The organism is Streptomyces sp. NPDC055239 (assembly GCF_053606205.1).
The window spans coordinates 905,824-929,115 of sequence record NZ_JBSGRD010000003.1; the positions used below are offsets into that span (position 1 = coordinate 905,824).

Sequence of the window (23,292 nt, forward strand, 5' to 3'; positions counted from 1 at the left end):
GCGCCACCCTCGCTCCCTCGCATAGAACACCGGCATGTTCTGGCTCCCCCTCCTCCTCGTGGCCTGGGTCGTGTCGGGCCTGGCCTGCGCCCGGCTCTGCCTCACCGCGTTCCGCGCCGCCCCGCACGGCGCGACCCCGGGGCACCTTCACGAACTGACGCTCTACGAAGCCGCCTTCCTCTCCGGCGGCCCCGCCCGCGTCACCGACCTCACCCTGGTGTCGATGGCCCGCACCCGGCGCCTGCTGCTCGCGCACACCGGATGGGCGACGGTCGTCGACCCGGTGGGCGGGGACGACATGGAGCGTTCCGTGCTCGGCGCGATAGGGCCCGCGGGGCAGTCGCCGATAGCGCCGGTGCGCCGGGCAGCGGCAGGCACCGACGCCATGCGCGCCCTCGCGGACCGACTCGTCGCGGCGGGCCTCGCCCTGCCGGACGGCACCTGGTCGGGGGTCGCGGGAGCGGTCAGACAGGTGCGGGCGGCCACCGTCGCGGTGGCCGCCCTTGGCGCCGTCGCGCTCCTGATGCCCGCCCAGGAACCGCCGGGGCAGGTGCCCGTGGCGCTCTGGTTCGCGCTGCCCCTGGTCCTGAACGCGAGCTGCCTGGCCGTCGCCCGCTTCGAGGTCCACCCCTACCCCCGCTGGGCCTCACCCGCGGGCCAGCTCCTTCTGAGCGCGCTGCCCGCGCGCGGCGGCTCCGACCTCACCGTCATCGCCGTACGAGGCACGCGCGCGCTTGCCGACCCGAAACTGCGTGCGGCTTTCGCACACCGGGATGCGGCGCATCGGGGTCATTGAGCCGACTTCGGCGGGGCGGTGCTTTACTTCGCCATTTACCGAACGAATCATCCCTTTTATTCGAGCAACGCACGGCCGAATGAAGGAATGAAGAGCGATGAGAGCAGCAGCCGCCCTCTACGGAACCGCCGGATCCCTGGTCCTGACCGCACTCGTCGTCGCCCCCACGGGAAACGCGTCCGCGGCCGGTCCCTCCCCCTACCCGGAAGCACACGGCACCATGGTCGCGGCCCAGCGCGCCCAGGCGGCCGGTGTCCGCTTCGGCGCCTGTCCCGCGGCGGAGGGCCTGCCCTCCTCGGTCAAGTGCGGCACCGTGTCGGTGCCGCTCGACTACGCGAACCCGGACGGCAAGCAGATCAAGCTGACCGTCAGCCACACCAAGGCCACGCGGAAGGCGGAACCACGGCGGGGCAAGGCCGTCAAGCGGCAGGGCGCCCTCGTGTTCAACCCCGGCGGCCCCGGCGGGTCCGGCATGTACTTCCCGATGGTCGGCATGCTCCCGGAGTGGAAGCGCATCGCGGCGGCGTACGACCTCGTGGGCTACGCCCCGCGCGGTGTCGGCCGCTCGGCCCCGATCTCCTGCCAGGACCCGAAGAAGTTCGGCAAGGCACCGAGCCAGGCGCCGACCCACCCCGACGACGCGTACAAGCAGAAGCGCATCAAGCAGGCGAAGGCGTACGCGGAGGGCTGCGTCAAGCGCTCCGGGCAGGCCGTGCAGTACTACACGAGCCTGAACAACGCCCGTGACCTCGATGTGCTGCGGGCCGCGCTCGGCGAGAAGAAGCTGACCTTCATGGGTGCTTCCTACGGCACCTACTTCGGCGCCGTGTACGCATCGCTCTTCCCCTCGCACGTGCGCCGCATGGTGTTCGACTCGGCGGTCAACCCCGACCCCCGGCAGATCTGGTACGGCAACAACCTCGACCAGTCGGCGGCCTTCGAGCACCGCTGGGGCGACTTCCGCACCTGGGTGGCCAAGCACGACAAGGCGTACCACCTGGGCAAGACGCCCCAGGCGGTCCTGCGCAGCTACGAGAAGGTGCGCGACAAGCTGGCGGCCAAGCCCGCGGGCGGCAAGGTCGGCCCCGGCCAGCTGCAGTCGGCGTACCTCCAGGCCGGTTACTACGACGACTACTGGCCGACGCGTGCGTCGGCGCTCTCGGCGTATCTGAAGGGCAACCCGAAGCCGCTGATCGAGCAGGCCGCGCCCGAGCCGAAGGCGGCCAAGGAAGCGGAGAACGGCAACGCCGTCTACACCGCGGTCGAGTGCAACGACGCGCCCTGGCCGACGGACTTCGAGACCTGGAACCGCGACAACTCGGCGCTCGCGCGCAGCGCTCCCTTCGAGACGTGGGACAACGCCTGGATGAACCTGCCGTGCGCCTACTGGCCCGCGCCCCGGCAGCGGCCCGTCGACGTCCGCACCCAGGAGGGCGAGCTTCCCCCGACGCTGATCCTGGCCGCCGAGCGGGACGCCGCGACCCCGTACGAGGGCGCCAAGGAGCTGAACCGCAGGCTGGGAGGCTCGGTGCTCGTGACCGAGCGGGACGCGGGTACCCACGGCATCGGCGCGGGGCCCAACAAGTGCATCAACGGCCACATGGAGTCCTACCTCCTTGAGGGCAGGCTCCCCGTGCGGCGCGCGGCGTGCGCACCGCACAAGGAGCCCCAGCCGCTGTCCGGCGCGCGGGCGGCGGCTCTTCCCAAGGGACAGCACTAGCTCGACTGGCTACAAGGCGCCGAGCCGTTCCAGCGGGAACGGCGGCTGTGCCAGTGGGCGCACCGCGAGCCGGGTGAGCGGCAGGACGTTGTCGTCGCCCGCCGTGCGGTTGGCGTGCAGGACGCCGCAGTGGGTGCAGCGGTGGACGAGGATCCACTCGCCGTCTCCTCGTACGGAGATGGCGAGGGGTTCCATCCTGGCGCCGCAGTCCGCGTCCCGGTCGCCCGGGGTGTCGTCGAGGTGACGGCTCCACAGGCAGTTGGGGCAGTGGTTGCGGTGGTCGGTGCCGGGCGCGGTCATCGATACGTCGAGACCGCAGTGCAGGCAGCGGAAGGACTGGGCGCGCGCTTCAGTGCGGGCCCGCCGAGAGGTGTTGCGGGACATGTTGCGGGACATGGTGGGAGTGACTCCAGTGCGTCGCGGAATGGGCTGACTTCGAGCTGTTCCGCGGGGCCCTGGGCATACACGCACCATCTTCCTGTTCTCGGGTTCGACCTCTCGATGAAAACGCGGACCGGGCGGGCGCGGCAACCGAATTACGGCTGCCGCGCCCGCCCGGTGCACGGAACGGAGGGGGTTACGGGGTTACGCAAGACCCGCCACGAGCTCGGCCACGGACTTGCGGCGACCGGTGTAGAACGGGACCTCTTCGCGTACGTGCATGCGGGCCTCGGAGGCGCGCAGGTGCCGCATGAGGTCGACGATGCGGTACAGCTCGTCGGCCTCGAAGGCGAGCAGCCACTCGTAGTCGCCGAGCGAGAACGAGGCGACCGTGTTGGCGCGCACGTCGGGGTAGCCGCGGGCCATCATGCCGTGGTCCTTGAGCATGCGGCGACGGTCCTCGTCGGGCAGCAGGTACCAGTCGTAGGAGCGCACGAAGGGGTAGACGCTGATGTAGTTGCGCGGCGTCTCGTCGGCCAGGAAGGCCGGGACGTGCGACTTGTTGAACTCGGCGGGACGGTGCAGCGCCATGTTCGACCAGACCGGCTCCAGGGCGCGGCCCAGCTTGGTGCGGCGGAAGAGGTTGTAGGCCTCCTGCAGCTCGTCGGCGGTCTCGGCGTGCCACCAGATCATGACGTCCGCGTCGGCGCGAAGGCCCGACACGTCGTACGTGCCGCGGACGGTGATGTCCTTGGCGGCGAGCTGGTCGAAAAGATCCTGGACCTCGTCGGCGTAGCCCGCGCGGTCCTCGGGGAGCAGGTCCCGAAGCTTGAAGACGGACCACAGCGTGTAGCGGATGACCTCGTTGAGGTCCTTGGCCTTCTTGCCCGCGTTCGGGCTCTTGGCGGGGGCGTCGTCACTCATGGCCCTATTCTCCTCCGCCGCCGTGCAGGCTCTGCACCGGGTTGGCGGTGAGCTCCTGCACACCGGCCAGGTCACCGCCGAGCTCGTCGACGGCCGCGTACGCGCTCGCGATGCACGCGGGGATGCCCACTCCGTCGTACGCCGCTCCGCACACGGCGAGGCCCGGCAGCTTGCTCACGTGCTCGCGGACGCGGGCCACGCGCGCGTGGTGGCCCACGGGGTACTGCGGCAGGCCGTCGTGCCAGCGGGTGACGCGGGTGGCGACGGGCTCCGCGTCGAGGCCGGTGGCCGCGCGCAGGTCGCGCCGGGAGAGCGCGATGAGGTCGGCGTCGTCGCGCCCCAGGATCGCGCTCTCCCCGTACCGCCCCACCGAGGTCCGCAGCACCAGCAGGTCGGGGTCCTCATCGGCGATCCAGCCCCACTTGCGCGAGGCGAAGGTGGACGCCTTGATGGTGTGCCCGTCGACGGGCGGCACGAGAAAGCCGCTGCCTTCGGGGAGGTCGGTCTCGCTGCGGCGGTACGCGAGGGTCATCAGGGCCATGGAGGCGTACTCGATGCCCGCGAGCTCGGCCGCGGCGGCGGGGGCCTCGACGCCGAGCAGCGCGGCGGCGGCGTAGGCGGGCACGGCGACGACCACGGCTTCGGCGTCGATGGTCTGATCCGCGGTACTCACCTGCCAGCCGTCCGGGGTGCGCCGCAGCTCGGTGACCGGCGTCCCGGTGCGGATCTCCCCGCCCCTCGCGCGCACCGAATCGGCGACGGCGAGCGGCAGTTGGCCGACGCCGCCCTCGATGCCCATGAACACAGGGCCGGTCTGCTGGTTCTGCGCGGCGCGGGCCTGGATGGCGCGGACGCCCTCCGTGAGCGAGGCGTGGGTGCGGGCGGCCTCGAAGAGCTGCGGGACCGCCGAGCGCATCGAGATGCGGTAGGCGTCGCCCGCGTACACCCCGCCGAGGAGCGGTTCCACGAGGCGGTCGACGACCTCGCGGCCCAGGCGCGCGGCGACGTACTCGCCGACGGCCACGTCGTCGCCGATCTCGGTGGGCGGCAGGTCGCGGTCCTGTTCGATGCGGCGCAGGCCCTCGTCGGAGAGCACTCCGGAGAGGGCGGACGCGTCGCCGGGTACGCCCATCACATGGCCCTTGGGCATCGGGCGCAGGGCCCCGCGGGTCCAGATCGCCGCGGTCGCGGTGGCGGGCGGCTGCAGCCGGTCGGCGAGGCCCACCTCGCGCGCGAGGGCGATGGCCTCGGGGCGGCGGGCCAGCATCGACTCGGCGCCGAGGTCGACGCGGACGCCCTCGATCTCGCCGGGGAGCAGCTTGCCGCCGAGCCTGTCGGACGCCTCGAGGACGGTCACGCGGGCTCCGGTGTCGAGCAATCGGTGGGCGGCGGCCAGTCCGGCGATCCCGCCACCGATGACAACCACATGACCCGTACGTGTGTCCGTTTCGCGCATGCCTCCACTCTACGAGGCGGCCACTTCGCGTCGGGCGAGTCCCGACCGTGACCCCATCGGGACCGGTCGGCAACCACCGTTCCGGCCTTCCCGGGCGTCAAAGGAGCATCAGTCACCACGACCCTCGGGGGGTACGTCGAAATGCACGCGTCCAGCACGTCAAGGCACCGCACCGCCGTCCAGGCACTCTCGGCCGTCCTGCTCGCGGCAGCCCTCGCGCTCACGGGGTGCAGCGCGGGCAACGGCGCCGGCGACAGCGGCAGCAACGACAAGGCGGCCGCCAGCCGGGCGGACGAGGGGGTGGGCGGCAGCGGCGCGGCGGACAAGTCCGGCCGGAAGGAGCCGCCCAAGCTCAACGGCACGCACATCATCCGCACCGCGACCCTGACCGTCCGCGTCAAGGACGTGCCGAAGGCCCTGGCCGAGGCACGCGCGGCGGCCACCGACGCGGGCGGTGTCGTCGGCGACGAGACCACGGACCGCGACGGCCAGGGCCATGAGCGCTCCCGCATCGTGCTGCGTGTCCCGCAGGACCAGTACGAGGAGGTCCTCACGTCCCTCGAAGGCACGGGCAGGCTGATCGAGCGCAAGGCCAAGGCGCAGGACGTCACCGATCAGGTCGTCGACGTCGAGAGCCGCGTCAAGTCGCAGCGGGCGAGCGTGGCCCGCGTGCGGGAGCTGATGGACAAGGCGACGAAGCTGAGCGATGTCGTCTCCTTGGAGGGCGAGTTGAGCAGCCGTCAGGCCGAGCTCGAGGCGCTGCTCGCACAGCAGTCCTCGCTCAAGGAGCGTACGAGCCTGTCCACGATCACGCTCTCGCTCAGCGAGACGGCCGTGAAGAAGGCGGAGGCGGACGACGGCGACCCGACGTTCGTGGACGCCCTGTCCGGCGGCTGGAGCGCCTTCGTGGCGATGCTGCGGTGGGTGGCGGTCGTCATCGGCGCGATGCTGCCGTTCGCGGCGGTGGCGGCGCTCCTGTTGGTGCTGTGGCAGCGCGTGGTGCGGCCCCGGCGGCCACAGCGCCCGCAGCGGCCTGCTGCGGCGACGGCCCCCGCGGCTGTGGCGACACCGGCGCGCGAGGGCGACGACGACTAGACGGCCGTCAACTGCCGCCGCGTCGTAGCGTGTCCGTATGAGTAGCGCGAGAGAGCGACTGGTGATCATCGGGGGCGACGCGGCGGGCATGTCCGCCGCGTCGCAGGCACGCAGGCTCAAGCGGCCCGACGAGCTGGAGATCGTCGCGTTCGAGCGCGGCCACTTCACCTCGTACTCGGCCTGTGGCATCCCCTACTGGGTCGGCGGCGACGTCCCTTCGCGGGACGAGCTGATCGCGCGTACGCCCGAGGAGCACCGGGCCCGCGACATCGATCTGCGGATGCGCACGGAGGTCACGGAGATCGACCCCGCGGGCCGCCGGGTCCGCACCCGGGACCTGGAGTCGGGCGCGGAGGAGTGGACGGCGTACGACAAGCTCGTGATCGGCACCGGCGCCCGCCCGGTCCGTCCGTCCCTGCCCGGCATCGACGCCCCCGGCGTGCACGGCGTACAGACCCTGGACGACGGCCAGGCGCTCCTGGACACGCTGGCCCGCACGCCGGGCCGCAGGGCGGTCGTCATCGGCGCGGGCTACATCGGTGTCGAGATGGCCGAGGCCCTGATCCAGCGCCGCTACGAGGTCACGGTCGTCAACCGGGGCACGGAGCCGATGTCGACGCTCGACGCGGACATGGGCCGCCTCGTCCATGACGCGATGTCCGGCATGGGCATCGAAATGGTGAACGACGCCGAGGTCACCAAGATCCTCACCGGTGACGACGGCCGGGTCAGGGCGGTGGCCACCGAGGACGCGGAGTATCCGGCGGACGTGGTGGTGCTCGGCATCGGCGTGCGCCCCGAGACGGAGCTGGCGAAGGCGGCGGGCCTGCCCACCGGCCAGTACGGCGGACTGCTCACGGATCTCGCGATGCGGGTGCGCGGGCACGAGAACATCTGGGCGGGCGGTGACTGCGTCGAGGTCCTTGACCTGGTCTCGGGTCGCGAGCGCCACATCGCGCTCGGCACCCACGCCAACAAGCACGGCCAGGTCATCGGCTCGAACGTGGGCGGGAGTTACGCGACCTTCCCCGGTGTCGTCGGCACGGCCGTCAGCAAGGTCTGCGACCTGGAGATCGCCCGTACGGGTCTGCGCGAGAAGGACGCGCGGGCGTCCGGTCTGCAGTACGTGTCGGTGACCATCGAGTCGACGAGCCGCGCGGGCTACTACCCGGGCGCGGCCGTGATGACCGTGAAGATGCTCGCCGAGCGCCTCACGGGACGGCTGCTCGGCGTCCAGATCGTCGGCCGCGAGGGGGCGGGCAAGCGCGTCGACATCGCGGCAGTGGCCCTGACGGCCCGGATGACGGTGGACCAGATGACCGCGCTCGACCTCGGCTACGCCCCGCCGTTCTCACCGGTGTGGGACCCGGTCCTGGTGGCGGCGCGCAAGGCGGTCGCGGCGGTGCGGTCGGCGCGCTAGGACCGTCGGAGGGACCCTGGGGCCTCGGAGGGGTCGTCTTCCACCACGGATTCTGCGGATTCCGCAGCGGAAGCGTCCCCTCCCCCGTCCCACCCGTCACATTCAGGCGAGATTTTCAGCCAACTACGAAGCGGCTCAGCACCGGCTCCGTACCGGCTCCGTCAGCGCGCGGTCCGGGTGTGGACGTGGTCCACGAGTCGCGTCAGCGCCTCCGGGTCCGTGGTCGGCAGGACGCCGTGGCCGAGGTTGAAGATGTGCCCCTCGAGGCCGGACGCGGCGGCAAGGACCTCGTCCGTCTTGGCCTCGACGGCCTCCCGCGTGGAGAAGAGGACCGCCGGGTCGAGGTTGCCCTGCAGCGCCTTGCCGGGACCGACCCTGCGGACCGCCTCGTCCATCGGCACGCGCCAGTCGACGCCCACCACATCGGCACCCGCGTCGCCCATCAGACCGAGCAGTTCGCCCGTACCGACGCCGAAGTGGATGCGCGGGACGCCGTACGGGGCCACCGCGTCGAACACCTTCTTCGAAGCGGGCATCACCGAGCGCGTGTAGTCGGCGGGAGCCAGCGCGCCCACCCATGAGTCGAAGAGCTGCACGGCGCTCGCGCCCGCCTCGATCTGCACCTTGAGGAAGGCGCCGGTGATCTCAGCGAGCCGGTCGAGCAGGTCGGCCCACAGCTCCGGGTCGCCGTACATGAGCGCCTTGGTGTGCTCGTGGTTACGGCTCGGACCGCCCTCGACCAGGTAACTCGCGAGGGTGAAAGGCGCACCGGCGAATCCGATGAGCGGGGTCGACCCCAGCTCGGCCGTCAGCATGCCCATCGCCTCGGTCACGAAGCTCACGTCGTCCGGCGTCAGATCCCGCAGCTGGGCGAGGTCGGCGCGCGAACGGATGGGGTTGGCGACGACCGGGCCGATGCCCGGCTTGATGTCGAGGTCGATGCCGATGGCCTTGAGGGGTACGACGATGTCGCTGAAGTAGATCGCGGCGTCGACCTTGTGACGGCGCACCGGCTGCAGCGTGATCTCCGTGACCAGCTCCGGCATCATGCAGGACTCCAGCATGGCCGTGCCCTCGCGCACCTTGCGGTACTCGGGAAGTGAGCGCCCCGCCTGCCGCATGAACCAGACCGGCGTGTGCGGCACGGGCTCACGCCTGCAGGCCTTCATGAAGGCGGAGTCGTACGTCGCTGCGTTCGTCGTCGCTGCGTTCTGCTGGCCCGCGGGGCTGTTGTTGGCGCTCACGCGGAAAGTCTCGCACGGGTCCGTCGGCCACCGCCCCGAGGGACACCCTGCCTTGACCGGGGCCCCTCCCAGGGGTGTCTCTCCCTGCACGAAGCCGCAGTTCCCCTTAACCTTCCCCGCATGGCTGCGGCTCAAGGACAACGGTCGGACGGCGCTGGCGAGATGGAAAGTACGGAGGGGAAGGTGGCGGAATCGGCTCCGTTGCCCTTCCGCGCGGCGGTCGAGGCGCTGCGCGGGGCACGGCTTAGGCCTGAGATCGAGATCGACCCGACGCGGCCGCCACAGCGCCTCGCCCCGCATGCGTACGCCCTGGAGGCGGCGGTGGTCGAGGAGGACGAGGATCTCGCGGACGGGCGTCTCGTCCTGCTGCACGATCCTGCGGGGCACGAGGCCTGGAAGGGCACCTTCCGCCTCGTCACGCTCGTCAGGGCGGAGCTGGAGGCGGAGATGGCTGCGGATCCGCTGCTTCCCGAGGTCTGCTGGTCCTGGCTGACGGGCGCGCTGCAAGGGCGCGGACTGGCCTGCGGGGAGCCGAGCGGCACCGTCACGCGCGCGAGCTCCCACTACTTCGGCGGACTCTCCGAGCGGGCGCCCGCGTCGCAGATCGAGATCCGGGCGTCGTGGACGCCGCGCGAGGGGCTCGGCGGGGTGCCGGACACGGCGGCGCATCTCGCGGCGTGGTGCGATCTGCTCGCCCAGGTGGCGGGGCTTCCACCGGCTAACCAGGGACAGGGCCAGAGTGACGGGTCCGTGGTGTCGCTGCCGCAGCGTCGGGGGCCGCAGAGCCAGTGACCGAGGGCGGGGCCGGGTGGGGCTGGTGCGAGTTGGCCGGCCGGTGCGGGCTGAAAGGTCACGCGGATGAGCGATTCTGAACGACTGCGATTCGGGTTGATCTTCGGATGATCGATCACATGTCCGAATGGTCCGAATTGTTACTCACCAAATCGTGATCATTCTCTAAAGGCGGGCGGGTTTGATGCCGAAGAGGTTGGTGACCTTGAAAGCACGGTTCGTCCCGGCTTCATCCCCGAGCCGGTTCAGTCCCGCACCCCAGGAGGCCTGGTGTCCGTTCTCCTCGAGCAGCCTGCAAGCCTGGTCGCCTACCGCCCGAACAAGCCGACCGCCATGGTCGTCGTGGCCGACCCGCGCGTCCGTTCCACCGTCACCCGCCACCTGTGGGCCCTCGGTGTACGCGACGTCATCGAGGCCTCGTCGATCGCGGAGGCTCGTCCCCGCATCGGCAACCCCCGTGACATCTGCGTCGCAGATGTGCACCTCCCCGACGGCTCCGGCCTGACGCTCCTCTCAGAAACCCGCGCGGCGGGCTGGCCCAACGGCCTCGCCCTCTCCGCAGCCGATGACATCGGTGCCGTACGCAACGCCCTCGCGGGCGGCGTCAAGGGCTACGTAGTCACCGGCACCCGCAACAATGTCGGTCTCCCCACCCGTCCCGGCGCCGCGCCCATCGGCTCGGCCGCCGCCCGAATGCACCGCCGCCCGCCGGGCTCCCCGAGCCACCCCGGCGGCTATCGCGAGCTGTCCGGCCGCGAGGTGGAGGTTCTCCGCCTCGTCGCGGAGGGCCAGTCGAACAAGGCCATCGGCGTCTCGATGGGGCTCTCCGCACTGACCGTGAAGAGCCACCTCGCCCGGATCGCACGCAAGCTCGGCACGGGTGACCGGGCCGGGATGGTAGCGGTGGCTCTGCGCACCGGAATCATCCACTGACTGATTTACACCCCTCGCACGCCCGTCGACGGAACGTTCCGTCGACGGGCGCTGTACATACACAGATACCCTTGACAGGTGACCGACGCCCAAGAGACCGCAGCAGACAATTCACTGCGAACCACCGGAGGCGGCCCTCCGGACGACGTCGAAACGGCGCCGATCCCTTTGGACGAGCCGCGTGATGGCATCCCTCCGGTGGTCGCCGACGAGACCTCGCTCGCCGAGGTGATCGCCGCGTTCGCGGCAGGCAGTGGCCCCGTGGCCGTGGACGCCGAACGTGCGTCCGGCTATCGGTACGGCCAGCGTGCCTACCTCGTGCAGCTGCGCCGTGAAGGCGCGGGCAGCACTTTGATCGACCCCGTGGCGTGCCCCGACCTCTCCGGACTCGGCGAGGCGATCTCCGGCGCGGAGTGGGTTCTGCACGCCGCCACGCAGGATCTGCCCTGCCTCCGCGAAATAGGCATGATCCCCACCAGCATCTTCGACACGGAACTCGCGGGGCGCCTCGCCGGTTTCCCCCGGGTCGGCCTCGGCGCGATGGTCGAGGGCGTACTGGGCTTCGTCCTGGAGAAGGGCCACTCGGCGGTCGACTGGTCGACGCGGCCGCTGCCCGATCCGTGGCTGCGGTACGCGGCGCTCGACGTCGAGCTGCTCGTGGACCTGCGGGACGCGCTGGAGAAGGAGCTGGACCGGCAGGGCAAGCTGGAGTGGGCCCGCGAGGAGTTCGACGCGATCTCCTCCGCACCGCCGGCGCCGCCCCGCGTGGACCCCTGGCGGCGTACGTCCGGCATGCACAAGGTGCGGCGCCGTCGTCAGATGGCGGTCGTACGTGAGCTGTGGACCGCTCGCGACAAGGTGGCCCAGCGGCGTGACGTGTCGCCGGGCAAGGTGCTCAGTGACGGCGCGATCGTGGAGGCGGCGCTGGGGCTGCCGCCCAATGTGCACGCGCTTGCCGGGCTCACCGGCTTCGGACACCGCATGGGACGGCGTCAGCTTGAGCAGTGGCAGGCCGCGGTGGACCGGGCCAAGGCCCTGCCCGACTCCGAGCTTCCGCAGCCCGGGCAGGCCGTGTCCGGGCCTCCGCCGCCCCGGTCCTGGGCGGACCGCGACCCGGCTGCGGCGGCGCGGCTCTCCGCGGCGCGGGCGGCTGTCTCGGCGCTGGCCGAGGAGTTGAACATGCCGCAGGAGAACTTGATGACTCCGGACACGGTGCGCCGCGTCTGCTGGGAGCCTCCGGCTCAGGTCGACGCCGATTCCGTCTCGGCGGCGTTGGCCGCGCACGGGGCGCGGCACTGGCAGATCACCCAGGTAACCCCGTCCCTGGTAACGGCCCTCACCACGGACTGACCGCTGTCCCGCCGTTCCGGACTGTTCCGCCGCTTCGCGGCGGATGTCTCCCACCCACCCACCCGTTTACCCCGCGTTGCGGGGTGAGGGGGTGGGTGGGTGGTGCGCGTTGTGGTGTCGTCGGGGCGCGGCGCCCCTACGGTCCCTGGCGGATGCGGGGCACTCGGGCGGGTGGGCGGGAAAACATCCGTCGCGAAGCGACGGGCCGGGAACCGCCCCACCGGACCGCAGGAACACACCGACCCGCCCCGGTGGATGCCGGGCAATCGGGCGGGTGGGTGGGGGACATCCGCCGCGGAGCGGCGGGACAGGAACCGCCCCACCCTGCGGCGGAGACATAACCACGCGCGCACCCGACACAGCTCCCGGTCCGGCGCGGAGCGGCGGGACAGAGGGACGCCCCGCCCGGCCGTGGAGGCACATCGACGCGCACCCACCACGGCGCACCCCCCACCGAAACCCAAGTGTGACCTTCGCCTCCCCGAGGCACCCCGCGCCAGCCCTTGGCCGCGTAGTTACCGGCAAGTAGCATGGACGAGGAAAAGCGCCGCCAGGCGCCCCGCACCCTGGAGGAGAGCCATCGTGCCTCGTACCGTCAGGGACGTCGTCTTCGTAGATGGCGTCCGCACCCCGTTCGGCAAGGCGGGCCCGAAGGGCATCTACCACGAGACCCGTGCGGATGACCTGATCGTGAAGGCCATCCGGGAGCTGCTCCGCCGCAACCCGGCCCTCGACCCCGCCAAGATCGACGAGGTCGCCATCGCCGCGACCACGCAGATCGGCGACCAGGGTCTGACGCTGGGCCGCACCGCCGGGATCCTGGCGGGCCTGCCCCAGTCCGTGCCCGGCTACTCCATCGACCGCATGTGTGCGGGCGCGCTGACCGCCGTGACGGCGACCGCGGGCTCCATCGCGTTCGGTGCGTACGACGCCGTCATCGCCGGTGGCGTCGAGCACATGGGCCGCCACCCCATGGGCGAGGGCGTCGACCCGAACCCCCGGTTCGTGAGCGAGAAGCTCGTCGACGAGTCCGCCCTCTTCATGGGCATGACCGCCGAGAACCTGCACGACCGCTACCCGGGCATCACCAAGCAGCGCGCCGACGAGTACGCCGTGCGCTCGCAGGAGAAGGCCGCCAAGGCCTACGCCAACGGCAAGATCCAGCAGGACCTCGTGCCCGTCTCCGTACGGCGGACGAACGAGGAAGCCGGTGAGACCGGTTGGGGCCTTGCCACCGCCGACGAGCCGATGCGTCCCGGCACCACCCTGGAGAGCCTCTCCACCCTCAAGACGCCGTTCCGTACGCACGGCCGCGTCACCGCGGGCAACGCGGCGGGCCTCAACGACGGCGCCACGGCGTCGATCATCGCCTCCGAGGACTTCGCCCGCGAGCACGACCTGCCGGTCAAGATGCGGCTCGTGTCCTACTCGTTCGCCGGTGTTGAGCCCGAGGTCATGGGCTACGGCCCGATCCCGGCCACCGAGAAGGCGCTCGCCCAGGCGGGCCTCTCCATCTCCGACATCGGTCTCTTCGAGATCAACGAGGCCTTCGCCGTGCAGGTGCTCGCCTTCCTGGAGCACTACGGCATCGCGGACGACGACACGCGCGTGAACCAGTACGGCGGCGCCATCGCGTACGGCCACCCCCTCGCCTCCTCCGGCGTACGTCTGATGACGCAGCTGGCGCGGCAGTTCGAGGAGCAGCCGGACGTCCGCTACGGCCTGACGACGATGTGCGTCGGCTTCGGCATGGGCGCCACCGTCATCTGGGAGAACCCGAACCACAAGGACGCCGGAGGCGACAAGTGAGCAGCTCCACCAGCTCCACCACGGAGCTTCTGAAGGGCGCGGCCGAGCTGTTCCCGGACGAGGTCGTCACGCAGGCGCACGTACGCCACCTCGACCTGCCGGCCGGCGCCGGGCGCTTCGCGCTCATCACGCTCGACAACGGCTTCGACCACACCAAGCCGACCACCTTCGGCCCGGGTTCGCTCGCGAACCTGAACACCGCCATCGACCAGGTCGAGAAGGAGGCGGCCGAGGGCACGATCGTCGGTGTCGGTGTCACCGGCAAGCCGTTCATCTTCGCCGTCGGCGCCGACCTCAAGGGCGTGGAGATCCTCAAGCACCACGAGGACGCGCTCGCCATCGGCAAGGGCGGCCACGAGGTCTTCAAGCGGCTCTCCGGGCTCGCGGTACCGACCTTCGCCTACTACAACGGCGCTGCGATGGGCGGCGGTGTCGAGGTCGGTCTGCACTGCTCGTACCGCACCGTCTCCAAGGCGCTTCCCGCCTTCTCGCTGCCCGAGGTCTTCCTCGGTCTCGTACCGGGCTGGGGCGGCTGCGCGCTGCTCCCGAACCTGATCGGCGCAGACAAGGCCGTCTCGGTCATCATCGAGAACTCGCTGAACCAGAACCGCCAGCTCAAGGGCAAGCAGGTCTTCGAGCTCGGCATCGCCGACGCGCTCTTCGAGGGCGCGGACTTCCTGGAGCAGTCGCTGATCTGGACGGCCTCCGTCCTCAACGGCTCGCTCACGGTGGACCGCCCCGCGATCGACCGCGGTGAGGCCTGGGACGCCGCTGTGGCGCGCGGCCGTGGCATCGCGGACTCCAAGGTGCACGGTGCGGCCCCCGCCGCCTACCGCGCCCTGGAGATCATCGCGGCCGCGAAGGACGGCGACCTGCAGCAGGGCTTCGACGCCGAGGACCAGGCGCTCGCCGACCTCATCATGGGCGGCGAACTGCGCAGCGGCATCTACGCGTTCAACCTCGTCCAGAAGCGCGCCAAGCGCCCGGCGGGTGCCCCGGACAAGAACCTGGCGCGCCCGGTCACGAAGGTCGGCGTCGTCGGCGCCGGTCTGATGGCCTCGCAGCTCGCGCTGCTCTTCCTGCGCCGCCTCGAGGTCCCGGTCGTCCTGACCGACATCGACCAGGCCCGCGTCGACAAGGGCGTCGGCTACGTCCACGAGGAGATCGACAAGCTCCTCCTCAAGGGCCGCGTCAACCAGGACAAGGCGAACCGTCTGAAGGGGCTCGTCTCCGGCGTGCTCGACAAGGCCGAGGGCTTCTCCGACGCCGACTTCATCATCGAGGCCGTCTTCGAGGAGATCGGCGTCAAGCAGCAGGTGTTCGCCGAGGTGGAGGCCGTCGCTCCGGCGCACGCCATCCTCGCCACCAACACCTCCTCGCTCTCGGTCTCCGAGATGGCGTCGAAGCTGAAGCACCCCGAGCGGGTCGTCGGCTTCCACTTCTTCAACCCCGTCGCGATCCTCCCGCTCCTGGAGATCGTGCGCGGCGAGCAGACGGACGACGCCTCCCTTGCCACGGCCTTCGGTGTCGCCAAGAAGCTGAAGAAGACCGCGGTCCTGGTGAAGGACGCCCCGGCGTTCGTCGTGAACCGCATCCTCACCCGCTTCATGGGCGAGATCCAGAACGTCATCGACGAGGGCACCCCCGTCGAGGTCTCCGAGAAGGCCATCGAGCCGCTCGGTCTGCCGATGTCGCCGCTGGTGCTCCTTGAGCTTGTCGGTCCCGCCATCGGTCTGCACGTCTCCGAGACGCTCAACCGCGCCTTCCCCGAGCGCTTCACGGTCTCCCCGAACCTCGCGGCGGTCGTCAAGGCCGGCAAGCGCGGCTTCTACGTCTACGACTCCGGCAAGCCGGAGCTCGACCCCGAGGTCGCCGCTCTCCTCAAGCAGGGCGACGTCGTCCTGACCGAGGAGCAGGTCCGCGACCGCGTGCTCGACGCCGTGGCGCAGGAGATCGGGCTCATGCTCGACGAGGGTGTCGTCGCCGAGGCCCAGGACATCGACCTCTGCCTGATCACCGGTGCGGGCTGGCCCTTCCACCTGGGCGGCATCACGCCGTACCTGGACCGTGAGGGCGTCAGCGAGCGGGTCAACGCCAAGCGGTTCCTCGCGCAGGGCGTGGCGAGCGTCCCGGCGTAACTCTCCGCCTCGACACGTAAAACGGCTGGGCCGTACGGGATTCACTCCCGTACGGCCCAGCCGTCGTTTTTCCACCAGCCAAAAGACAAGGCGTCAGAGCGTGGTCCACGCCTCCAGAGCGAGCCCCTTCTCCTCCTTCTGGCGGGCGAGCCGCAGCCTCCCGTCGGCGCCGACCGCCGCGATGACCACGCGGCCTTGCGCGTCGAGGGCCAACGCCGGGGCGCCGACGCACGGTTCACCGGTCTCGGCCCACCACAGTCCGGCGTCCTCGTCCTCGGTGGGGAACGCGGCGATCGCCGGGCGGCCGGTGCTCGTGCGGTGCGCCAGGACCGTACAGTCGTGGCCGTCTATGGTCGTCCGCACCGCCGCCGTGGCCTCGGTGCCGGGGTCGCCGCCGAGCGGGAGGGCGGGGCCGCCGTCCGAGGGGCGGTGGGACAGGACGCCGCTGCCGTGGACGTCGGCGGCGTAGTACGTGAGGCGGTCGGGCGTGGTCTCCAGGGCCGTGCCGGAGCCGGGGGCCGGGGCGAGCGGGATGTCGTCCGCGCGAAGGAGCTCACCGCCACGCTCCTCCTGGGCCCAGCGCAGGGTCGCTTCGGCGCCCGGCGCGAGGACCTCCACGCGGCCCGCGGACGTGGCGAGGGCGACGATGCCGTCCAGGGCTTTGCGGACCTTGAAGTCCTTCCAGCCCTCCCACTTGCCGCCCTTGCCCTCGCGGCGCATCCGGACGCTGTTCACCGCGTCCCGTACGAAGACGTGGACCGTGCCCGTGGAGTCCACCGCGGCGGCGGGAGCGCCCAGGTGCGGCGCGCGCTCGACGAGCTTGGTGTGCGGGTTGCCGAGGGACCGCCAGTCCATGAGGGGCCGACCCGACTGGTACTGGACCGAGTGCACGATGTCGACGGCCTTCTTCCCCTCGCCGTCGAGCTTCTCCCTGCGGCCCAGGAAGTGCACGTAGCCGTCGGCTCCCTGTGCCAGGGTGAGGTAGGTCAGGTCGGGCACCTCGAAGAACTCAGGCCCCGTCCAGTCGGGGCCGCCGGGCGCGCTCTCCGTCCAGCGCAGCAGTCCGTCTTCGGTACGGGTGTAGGCGGTGAGGCGGCCGTCCCGGCCGCGCAGCAGCCAGCGGGCACTCTCAAGGACACCCGTGCTCACGGTTCTCGACCCCGACGACATGACTCGGCGGCACCCCTTCCATGTTCCTGTCCCCGTCCACGTACGCACAACGTTCTACTTGCTTAGTTTACGTTTGCCGTATGAGAACTCTCGTCGTGGTGGACGCCGCGAACGTCGTCGGTTCCGTACCCGACGGCTGGTGGCGCGATCGCCGCGGTGCCGCGGAGCGACTGCGGGACGGGCTCGTGGGGTACGCGGACGAAGGCCTGCCGGGATATCCGGGGCCGCTGGAGATCGTCCTCGTCGTCGAGGGCGCGGCACGCGGCGTGGATTCCGTGCCCGGCGTACGCGTCGAGAGCGCGCCGGGCAGCGGCGACGACCGTATCGCGGAGCTGGCCGCCGAGGCCGACGGCCGCCCCTGCCTCGTCATCACGGCCGACCGCGAACTGCGGGGCAGGGTGGCCGAGTCGGGGGCCCGGTGCGCGGGCCCCCGTACGGTTCGTCCCTAGAGCCACCTGCGTCAGAGCCTCTTCGCGCTGCGCAGGGTGGAGGCGTAGTAACCGTTGCCGTCCAGGCGCGATGTGCCGCCCTTGTCGCCGATCGTCGGACCGTTGACTTCCTCGCGGCTGGAGATGAAGAGCTTGTGGCCGTCGGCGTCGTGGCCGAGGAAGATCCCCACGTGGTCCAGGCGCTGCTTCGTACGGGCATCCAGCTTGAAGAAGACCAGGTCACCGGGTTGGACGACGTCGATGGACTTGGGGCGGTCCGCCGAGCCGACACCCTTGAGCTTGATGACGTCCGTACCGGCCTTGCCGCGCGCCATGCCGTTGGCGGTGCGGGGCAGGCCGTCGCCCGCCTGGTCGTTGGCCATCAGGGGGTAGCGGGCGCGGTAGCCGAAGACCGTGCGGATGAACCCGGAGCAGTCCATGGAACGGGCCCGCATCTTCTCCGGCTGGATGGTGGTGCCGTTGCGGAACGTGTACGGGATGCCGAGGTAGTCGAAGAAGTCCGACTGTTCGAGGCGCAGGTCGTTGCCCGCGCTGCCGTCGGGGTTCAGCGGGCCGAAGTTGGCGTCGCCCGCGTAGGAGATGCCCTCGTCGTCCTTCTTGACCGGCGCGCCCTCCACGTACTGGAAGGCCATCGCGAAGATGTCGTCCTCCTCGCTGCCGGAGAACTCCTTGTACCAGTCCTTGAACCACTTCTCCTTCTCGGCGCCCTCACGCCAGTTCTCCGGCATGAGGCGCACCCAGTCGTTCGTCACGACGCGGGACTTGGTGTTCGCGGGCTCGGTGAAGGTGCGGCTGGGTCCTGTCAGCGTCGCGCTGCGGGCGCCGTCCGTGAAGGTGGCGATGACCTTGCCGCCCTCGGTGCGCAGGACGGAGCGGTCGGGGTTCTTCAGGCGCTCCCACTTCTGCTTCCCGCTCCCCGGCTGACCGTTGCTGTTCTGCAGGCCTCCGGGGGTGTCGGTGACGGCCTGCACCTTGGGCGCTTTGGCTTCTTCGTCCTTGCGCAGTTCCACGGTCAGGTACGCGCTGCCCGCGAGGAGGGCGAGCACGGTCGCCGCGTGCAGGACGGGACGCTTCTTCTTGGGCGGCATGAATGACTCCTGGGAATCAGGCGGACGGCATGAAGCCGAGGAGGATCCCGGCGGTGAGGACGACGTAGGCCATGAGCGTCACCGAGCCCGTGGCGAGCAGAGTGGGGCCCTTGGGCTGGCGCACCAGCTGATAGGCGATCAGGCCGGGGACGATGAAGCCCAGGGTCTGGTTCGCGTACATGAGCGGGAACTCGATCGAGAGGACGATCATCACGGTCGCCTGGAGCGTGACGCCGAGCAGGACGACCGCGGCGAAGAGCCGCTTGCCGTACAGGATCACGTACTTCTGCATCAGCAGGGTGCCGGCGTAGGTCAGGACGGTCACGCCGAGCACCATGGCCGCGCGCTGCAGGTCCTCGACGAGGGTCAGGGCCAGCCAGCCGGGGGTGATCATGCCGCCGGGCGAGAGGTTGGTCGTCAGATAGCAGACCAAGGAGAAGAGCAGCCCGAGCGCGATACCGACCGCGGCGATCTCAGGGGTGAGGACGGAGGGAATCAACGGGGCTCTCCTGGACTGTGCCACTGCTGGTTGTCGTCATGGGCGGGCGGTACGGGGGGCACCCGCGGCTCGAACATGCCGCGGGGCGCTGGGGGTTGCGGACGCGGTTGCGGCTCCTGGGACGCGTGCGGCGCGTAAGTCTCGTACTGCTGGTCCGGGGTGCGCTGCACAGGAACGTGGACCTGGGGCTCCGGAATCTGGATCTGCTGGAGCTGGGCCGTGGAGTACCGCGACTCGTACGCCTCCGGATAGTGCTGGTACGGGTCGACGTGCGGCTCGTAGAACGGAGCGGGCTCCTCGGGGGCCACCTCCTCGCTCTCGTCCGGCGGCAGTTCCGCGAGGCGCTCCAGGAGCAGCTCGCCCTGGCCGTGGATGTTGCCGATCGCCACGAGCGAGGAGTCGGCGCCGAGCTGCGCGAGCATCTCGGCCATGAACTCCTCGGGGTCGCGCCGGTCACCGCCGAGGTCCACGGCGCGCCCGCGCCACTCGGCGGGGATCGCGTCGATGGCGGACTTGGCGGGGTGGCCGATGACGAAGACCTTCTCCGGCTGGAGCTCGGGGATGATCTCGCCCATCTGGCCGTTGCGCTCGACACGGTCGGGACGGCAGTTGATGACCACGTGGAGCGGGCGGTGGATGGCGCCGAGGTCGAGCAGCTGGTTGATGTTCATCAGCGTCGACTCGGGGTCGTTGGCCGCGAAGACGTTGGCGAAGCGCACCTTCTTGCCGTCCTCGGTGGCATACCGCTCGACCGAGAGGACACCGGGGTCCGGCGGGGCGTCGTACATGCCCTGGAGTGCGACCTCGCGGCCGACGCCGAGGAGCTCGGCGACCTTCAGGGCGATCGCCACGTTCTCCTTGAAGGTGAACCAGCTGAAGCCGCGCAGCTCGTCGTCGCTCACCGTCTCGGGGTCGGCGTAGATCAGCTCGCAGTTCCGCGCGTCCGCCTCTTCCTTGAGGATGTCGAAACGATCCTGCTCGGCGGTGACGCAGATCCCGCCCTCCGGCATGGAGCGCGAGAGGGAGCGCGCCACGTCGTCGAGGGTCGGGCCCATCTCGGCGAGGTGGTCCTCACGGACGTTGCAGAGCACGCCGATCGTGGAGCGGATCAGCTTGGACTGGTTGATCTCCTGGAGCGCGGGCATGACGGCCATGCACTCGATCACCAGGGCGTCCGGGTTGTACGCGGCGGCCCGGCGCACGATGCCGATCTGCTCGACGACGTTGGCGATGCCGAACTTGCGGTAGACGGGCTCCTCGGTGGCGTCCGGGTGGATGAACCGGGCCGCGGTGCCGGTGGTCTTGGCGACCGTGTTGAGCCCGCCGCCCCGCAGGGCGCCCGCGCAGAGACGGGTGATGGAGGACTTGCCGCGGATGCCGTTGACGAGGACCCGCGACGGAATGTGCTCCAGGTTGGTGAAGTGCCGCCGCTGTTCGACGACTCCGGCCACCAACAGGATGGCGCCGCACACCACGAGCACGGTGTAGAGGAAGAGCACGGGGTTCAGTTCCTTCCGGCGAGGTCGGCCGTGACGCCGTCCCGCTTGCGCTGTGTGCCCGTCGGCAGCTGCTGCCGCAGGAGTTCCAGGCTGCGGGTGACGGCGCCGACCTCGTCGTGATGGCGCGGGTAGAGGACGGTGCGGCGATCCCCGTCGGCGAGTGCCTCGGCCTGGTCCGCGAGGTGCCGCAGCGGCCGTACGACGACGATGTGCAGCCAGCCGAGACAGGCGGCAGCGGCGGTGATGCCGAGGAGACCGGCGAGGACGGTGCGGTTCTGCAGGCTGTACTCGGGGATGGCGAGACTCGACGCGGGCTGCCAGCTGAGCACGGTCCAGCGCAGCGAACCTGCGGCGCCGCCGCCCGCGAAGGGCGCGGCGGCCGCGATCTCGATCCCGTCGCCACCACCCCGGTAGAGGACGCCGCTGGGGCGCGGGCTGAGGCCCACCTTCTGCCCTGTGCCCTCCGCGAGCGCGTTGAGCCGGCCGTTGGGCAGGCTCTCGAACTCGCGGTAGCCGGTGTTGGCGCCGATCACCTTGCGCTTCTCGTCGACCACGCGGACCTCGCCGAGGCCGGGGCGCTTGAGCAGCGAGTTGAGGAATTCGATACGGAACTCGCCGACCACGGCGGCTCCTTCGCGGCCGGGCACCTCGGCCGTACCGAAGATGACCGGCTCCTTGCCGCCCTCGTCGACGACCCGGATGGCCTCGTTCGACGGTCCCTTGTCCGATGGGCTGCGCGGGTCGTCGCCCGCCTTCGCGAGGACCTTGCCCTGCGCGTCGAGCACGTAGAGGGACTGGTAGCGGGCGTGCTGGTTCAGGGTGCTTTCGAGGACCTTGGCCATGTCGGAGGCCTCGGTGCGGTCGCCCATGAGGGAGGCGACCGAGGTGAGGTCGGCGTGGCCTTCGTTGAGGGCGCGGCGGACCCGGTCGGTGAGGGTGTCGGTGCGTTCGCGCTGGTCGTTGACCATCTGCTGGGGTACGACGACGGTGTCGCCCGCGCGGTTGAGCATCAGCATGAGCGGCGCGGACCAGGCGAGCAGGAGCACCGCGCAGACCCCGATCAGGGTGCGGCTGCCGAACCTGCGGCGGCGGGCGGGCTCCGCATGCGTGTCGGCGGGCGCGCCGAGCAGCTGGCCGCGCAGCCGTTCGAGGGCGGCGCCGATGCGGGCTGCCTCGCCGCGGCGCGGTACGGAGACCGGCCGTTCGAGGTCGCCCCGGGTCAGCCTGCGGCCCTCGAGGAACAGCTGGATCAGCGGGCGCTGCACGGTCCGCAGGAGCAGGAAGACGGTGACTCCGCCGATGAGCAGCAGGGCGGCAGCGGCGAAGATCCCGAAGGCCGAACTGCTGGTGGCCGTCGGGTCCTCGGCGACCGGGACCATCGCGACGACGCTGAGGCCGAGCCGCGTCGCCACGGTGGCCTCGCCCGCCTCGGGCCCGGCGAGGCTCGCGTAGCCGCCGATGGCGCGCTCACCGAGGTAGCGCTCGCCGGTGAGGTGGCCGCTGACGCCGAGGAAGCCGCCGGAGCCGGGCTCCTTGGACTTGATCGGGTGCGCGCGGGTCTTCTTGGCGGCGGTCGCGGCGAAGGCCTTGAGCTGCTTGTTGGACTGCTTGACCTCGTCGCGCTGCAGATCGGTGAGGACCTGCTCCGGCTCGGGGATGCCGTCGGTGCTCAGCACCTTGCCGTCCTGGCCGACGACGGCGATGGAGCGGAACTTGCCGAGGCTGATGCCGGGGAAGCGCAGGCTGCCCGAGGCGACGAGGAGCTGCTGCGGCTGTCCCTTCCAGGTGAGCAGGGCGAAGGAGAGCAGGCGCGTCTCGCCGTTCTCCAGGCGCACCATGCGCGGGGCGAGGCCGTCCTCGTCCGCGAGCTTGCCGCGGTCGATGGCGGTCAGCGGCAGGTTCTCGCCGCGGGCGGCGAGGAGCTTGCCCGATGAGATCTCGACGACCGCGGTGCCCATCCACTTCTGGTAGACGCTGCCGATCTTGTCGAGGACGGCGTCGGCGGGCACCGGCTCGCCCGCGCTGAAGAGTTCGGCGGTCCGGGTCAGGTCGGTGACGGACTCGTCGACGGAGGCGCGCAGCGCGATGGCGCCGTCCTCGGCGAAGTGCTGCTGCGACGACTTGATCGCTTTGGGTACGGCTTCCTGGCCGGCACGGCCGAGGGTCAGGGCGGTGATGCCCGCGAGGGCGAGGAGCAGGACCGACAGCATGGCGATGGGGGGACGTATGCCACCCAACAGGGACATGTCGGTTCTTCGGCGGACCTTGTGCCGCCGCTTCGAACGCGAAGCGGCCAAGGGGGGCTCCTCTCCTGGAGTGACGCGGGGATGACGCGGGGACGTAGGTGACGCGGGAACGTATGAGCGCAGAGTGATGCGTTCCGGAGTGCTTGGACCTACGAGACACCCGAAGGGATGTACGAGATATGGGAAATGTGAGCTAGCTCGCGCCGATCGCCCGACGGCTCTTACGTCAGGAGACGCACGACTCCTCCGCCAGCCGATGCAGGCGGGCCCGGAAGGATGCCCG

At 70.7% G+C, this 23,292-nt stretch carries 19 protein-coding genes; 10 read left to right on the forward strand and 9 right to left on the reverse strand.

Annotated elements, in window-relative coordinates:
• The first annotated feature begins 34 nt into the window (after positions 1 to 34).
• Both ACWFRJ_RS14790 and ACWFRJ_RS14795 read left to right on the forward strand, forming a co-directional pair.
• Positions 35 to 796: a TIGR04222 domain-containing membrane protein gene (locus tag ACWFRJ_RS14790; protein WP_453529222.1), complete on the forward strand. Its 762-nt coding sequence runs from the start codon at positions 35 to 37 to the stop codon at positions 794 to 796.
• Between the two features lie 97 nt (positions 797 to 893).
• A complete protein-coding gene (locus ACWFRJ_RS14795; RefSeq protein ID WP_453529225.1) occupies positions 894 to 2,516 on the forward strand; it encodes an alpha/beta hydrolase in 1,623 nt (540 codons plus the stop codon).
• A gap of 9 nt (positions 2,517 to 2,525) precedes the next feature.
• On the opposite strand, the gene ACWFRJ_RS14800 is transcribed toward ACWFRJ_RS14795, so the two are convergent.
• From ACWFRJ_RS14800 to hemG, 3 genes are all read right to left on the reverse strand, one after another.
• Positions 2,526 to 2,912 (reverse strand): RNHCP domain-containing protein, encoded by a 387-nt coding sequence (locus ACWFRJ_RS14800; RefSeq protein WP_453529228.1) that lies wholly within the window; start codon positions 2,910 to 2,912, stop codon positions 2,526 to 2,528.
• A gap of 189 nt (positions 2,913 to 3,101) precedes the next feature.
• Positions 3,102 to 3,821 (reverse strand): hydrogen peroxide-dependent heme synthase, encoded by a 720-nt coding sequence (gene hemQ / locus ACWFRJ_RS14805; protein WP_453529231.1) that lies wholly within the window; start codon positions 3,819 to 3,821, stop codon positions 3,102 to 3,104.
• Positions 3,822 to 3,825: 4 nt separating this feature from the next.
• Complete coding sequence (hemG, locus tag ACWFRJ_RS14810; RefSeq protein WP_453529234.1) at positions 3,826 to 5,277, reverse strand: protoporphyrinogen oxidase; 1,452 nt, start codon at positions 5,275 to 5,277, stop codon at positions 3,826 to 3,828.
• A 141-nt stretch (positions 5,278 to 5,418) separates the two neighbouring features.
• Here hemG and ACWFRJ_RS14815 point away from each other — a divergent pair, with 141 nt between their 5' ends.
• Both ACWFRJ_RS14815 and ACWFRJ_RS14820 read left to right on the forward strand, forming a co-directional pair.
• Entirely contained in the window at positions 5,419 to 6,372 is a 954-nt protein-coding gene (locus ACWFRJ_RS14815; protein ID WP_453529237.1) for a DUF4349 domain-containing protein, read from the forward strand.
• Positions 6,373 to 6,409: 37 nt separating this feature from the next.
• On the forward strand, positions 6,410 to 7,792 hold the full coding sequence (locus tag ACWFRJ_RS14820) for an FAD-dependent oxidoreductase (RefSeq protein WP_453529240.1): 1,383 nt from the start codon (positions 6,410 to 6,412) through the stop codon (positions 7,790 to 7,792).
• 161 nt (positions 7,793 to 7,953) lie between these two features.
• On the opposite strand, the gene hemE is transcribed toward ACWFRJ_RS14820, so the two are convergent.
• Positions 7,954 to 9,036, reverse strand: coding sequence for a uroporphyrinogen decarboxylase (hemE, locus tag ACWFRJ_RS14825; RefSeq protein WP_453529243.1), 1,083 nt, complete (start codon positions 9,034 to 9,036; stop codon positions 7,954 to 7,956).
• A gap of 120 nt (positions 9,037 to 9,156) precedes the next feature.
• Here hemE and ACWFRJ_RS14830 point away from each other — a divergent pair, with 120 nt between their 5' ends.
• The 5 genes from ACWFRJ_RS14830 to ACWFRJ_RS14850 all read left to right on the forward strand — a co-directional run bounded on the left by ACWFRJ_RS14830 (position 9,157) and on the right by ACWFRJ_RS14850 (position 16,058).
• A complete protein-coding gene (locus ACWFRJ_RS14830) occupies positions 9,157 to 9,828 on the forward strand; it encodes a DUF3000 domain-containing protein (RefSeq protein WP_453529245.1) in 672 nt (223 codons plus the stop codon).
• Between the two features lie 270 nt (positions 9,829 to 10,098).
• A complete protein-coding gene (locus ACWFRJ_RS14835; RefSeq protein WP_383268565.1) occupies positions 10,099 to 10,761 on the forward strand; it encodes a LuxR C-terminal-related transcriptional regulator in 663 nt (220 codons plus the stop codon).
• Between the two features lie 78 nt (positions 10,762 to 10,839).
• Positions 10,840 to 12,111 carry an HRDC domain-containing protein gene (locus ACWFRJ_RS14840; RefSeq protein WP_453529248.1) on the forward strand — a complete coding sequence of 424 codons (1,272 nt, stop codon included), beginning with the start codon at positions 10,840 to 10,842 and terminating at the stop codon, positions 12,109 to 12,111.
• 582 nt (positions 12,112 to 12,693) lie between these two features.
• Positions 12,694 to 13,920: a thiolase family protein gene (locus ACWFRJ_RS14845; protein ID WP_453529251.1), complete on the forward strand. Its 1,227-nt coding sequence runs from the start codon at positions 12,694 to 12,696 to the stop codon at positions 13,918 to 13,920.
• Positions 13,917 to 16,058: a 3-hydroxyacyl-CoA dehydrogenase NAD-binding domain-containing protein gene (locus ACWFRJ_RS14850; protein ID WP_453529254.1), complete on the forward strand. Its 2,142-nt coding sequence runs from the start codon at positions 13,917 to 13,919 to the stop codon at positions 16,056 to 16,058. The genes ACWFRJ_RS14845 and ACWFRJ_RS14850 overlap by 4 nt, the downstream gene beginning before the upstream one ends.
• A 93-nt stretch (positions 16,059 to 16,151) precedes the next feature.
• On the opposite strand, the gene ACWFRJ_RS14855 is transcribed toward ACWFRJ_RS14850, so the two are convergent.
• A complete protein-coding gene (locus ACWFRJ_RS14855) occupies positions 16,152 to 17,207 on the reverse strand; it encodes a hypothetical protein (RefSeq protein WP_453529256.1) in 1,056 nt (351 codons plus the stop codon).
• A 101-nt stretch (positions 17,208 to 17,308) separates the two neighbouring features.
• Here ACWFRJ_RS14855 and ACWFRJ_RS14860 point away from each other — a divergent pair, with 101 nt between their 5' ends.
• Positions 17,309 to 17,677, forward strand: coding sequence for an NTP pyrophosphohydrolase (locus ACWFRJ_RS14860; protein WP_453529259.1), 369 nt, complete (start codon positions 17,309 to 17,311; stop codon positions 17,675 to 17,677).
• 11 nt (positions 17,678 to 17,688) lie between these two features.
• Here ACWFRJ_RS14860 and ACWFRJ_RS14865 read toward each other — a convergent pair whose 3' ends face one another.
• From ACWFRJ_RS14865 to ACWFRJ_RS14880, 4 genes are read right to left on the reverse strand one after another with little or no spacing between them, the layout of a single operon-like run.
• Entirely contained in the window at positions 17,689 to 18,765 is a 1,077-nt protein-coding gene (locus ACWFRJ_RS14865; RefSeq protein ID WP_453529262.1) for a C40 family peptidase, read from the reverse strand.
• A gap of 16 nt (positions 18,766 to 18,781) precedes the next feature.
• Positions 18,782 to 19,264 (reverse strand): poly-gamma-glutamate biosynthesis protein PgsC/CapC, encoded by a 483-nt coding sequence (locus ACWFRJ_RS14870; protein WP_453529265.1) that lies wholly within the window; start codon positions 19,262 to 19,264, stop codon positions 18,782 to 18,784.
• Positions 19,261 to 20,763 (reverse strand): poly-gamma-glutamate synthase PgsB, encoded by a 1,503-nt coding sequence (pgsB, locus tag ACWFRJ_RS14875; RefSeq protein WP_453529268.1) that lies wholly within the window; start codon positions 20,761 to 20,763, stop codon positions 19,261 to 19,263. The genes ACWFRJ_RS14870 and pgsB overlap by 4 nt, the downstream gene beginning before the upstream one ends.
• 5 nt (positions 20,764 to 20,768) lie before the next feature.
• Positions 20,769 to 23,009, reverse strand: a complete 2,241-nt coding sequence (locus ACWFRJ_RS14880; protein ID WP_453529703.1) for a HAMP domain-containing protein — start codon at positions 23,007 to 23,009, stop codon at positions 20,769 to 20,771.
• Positions 23,010 to 23,292: the final 283 nt, after the last annotated feature.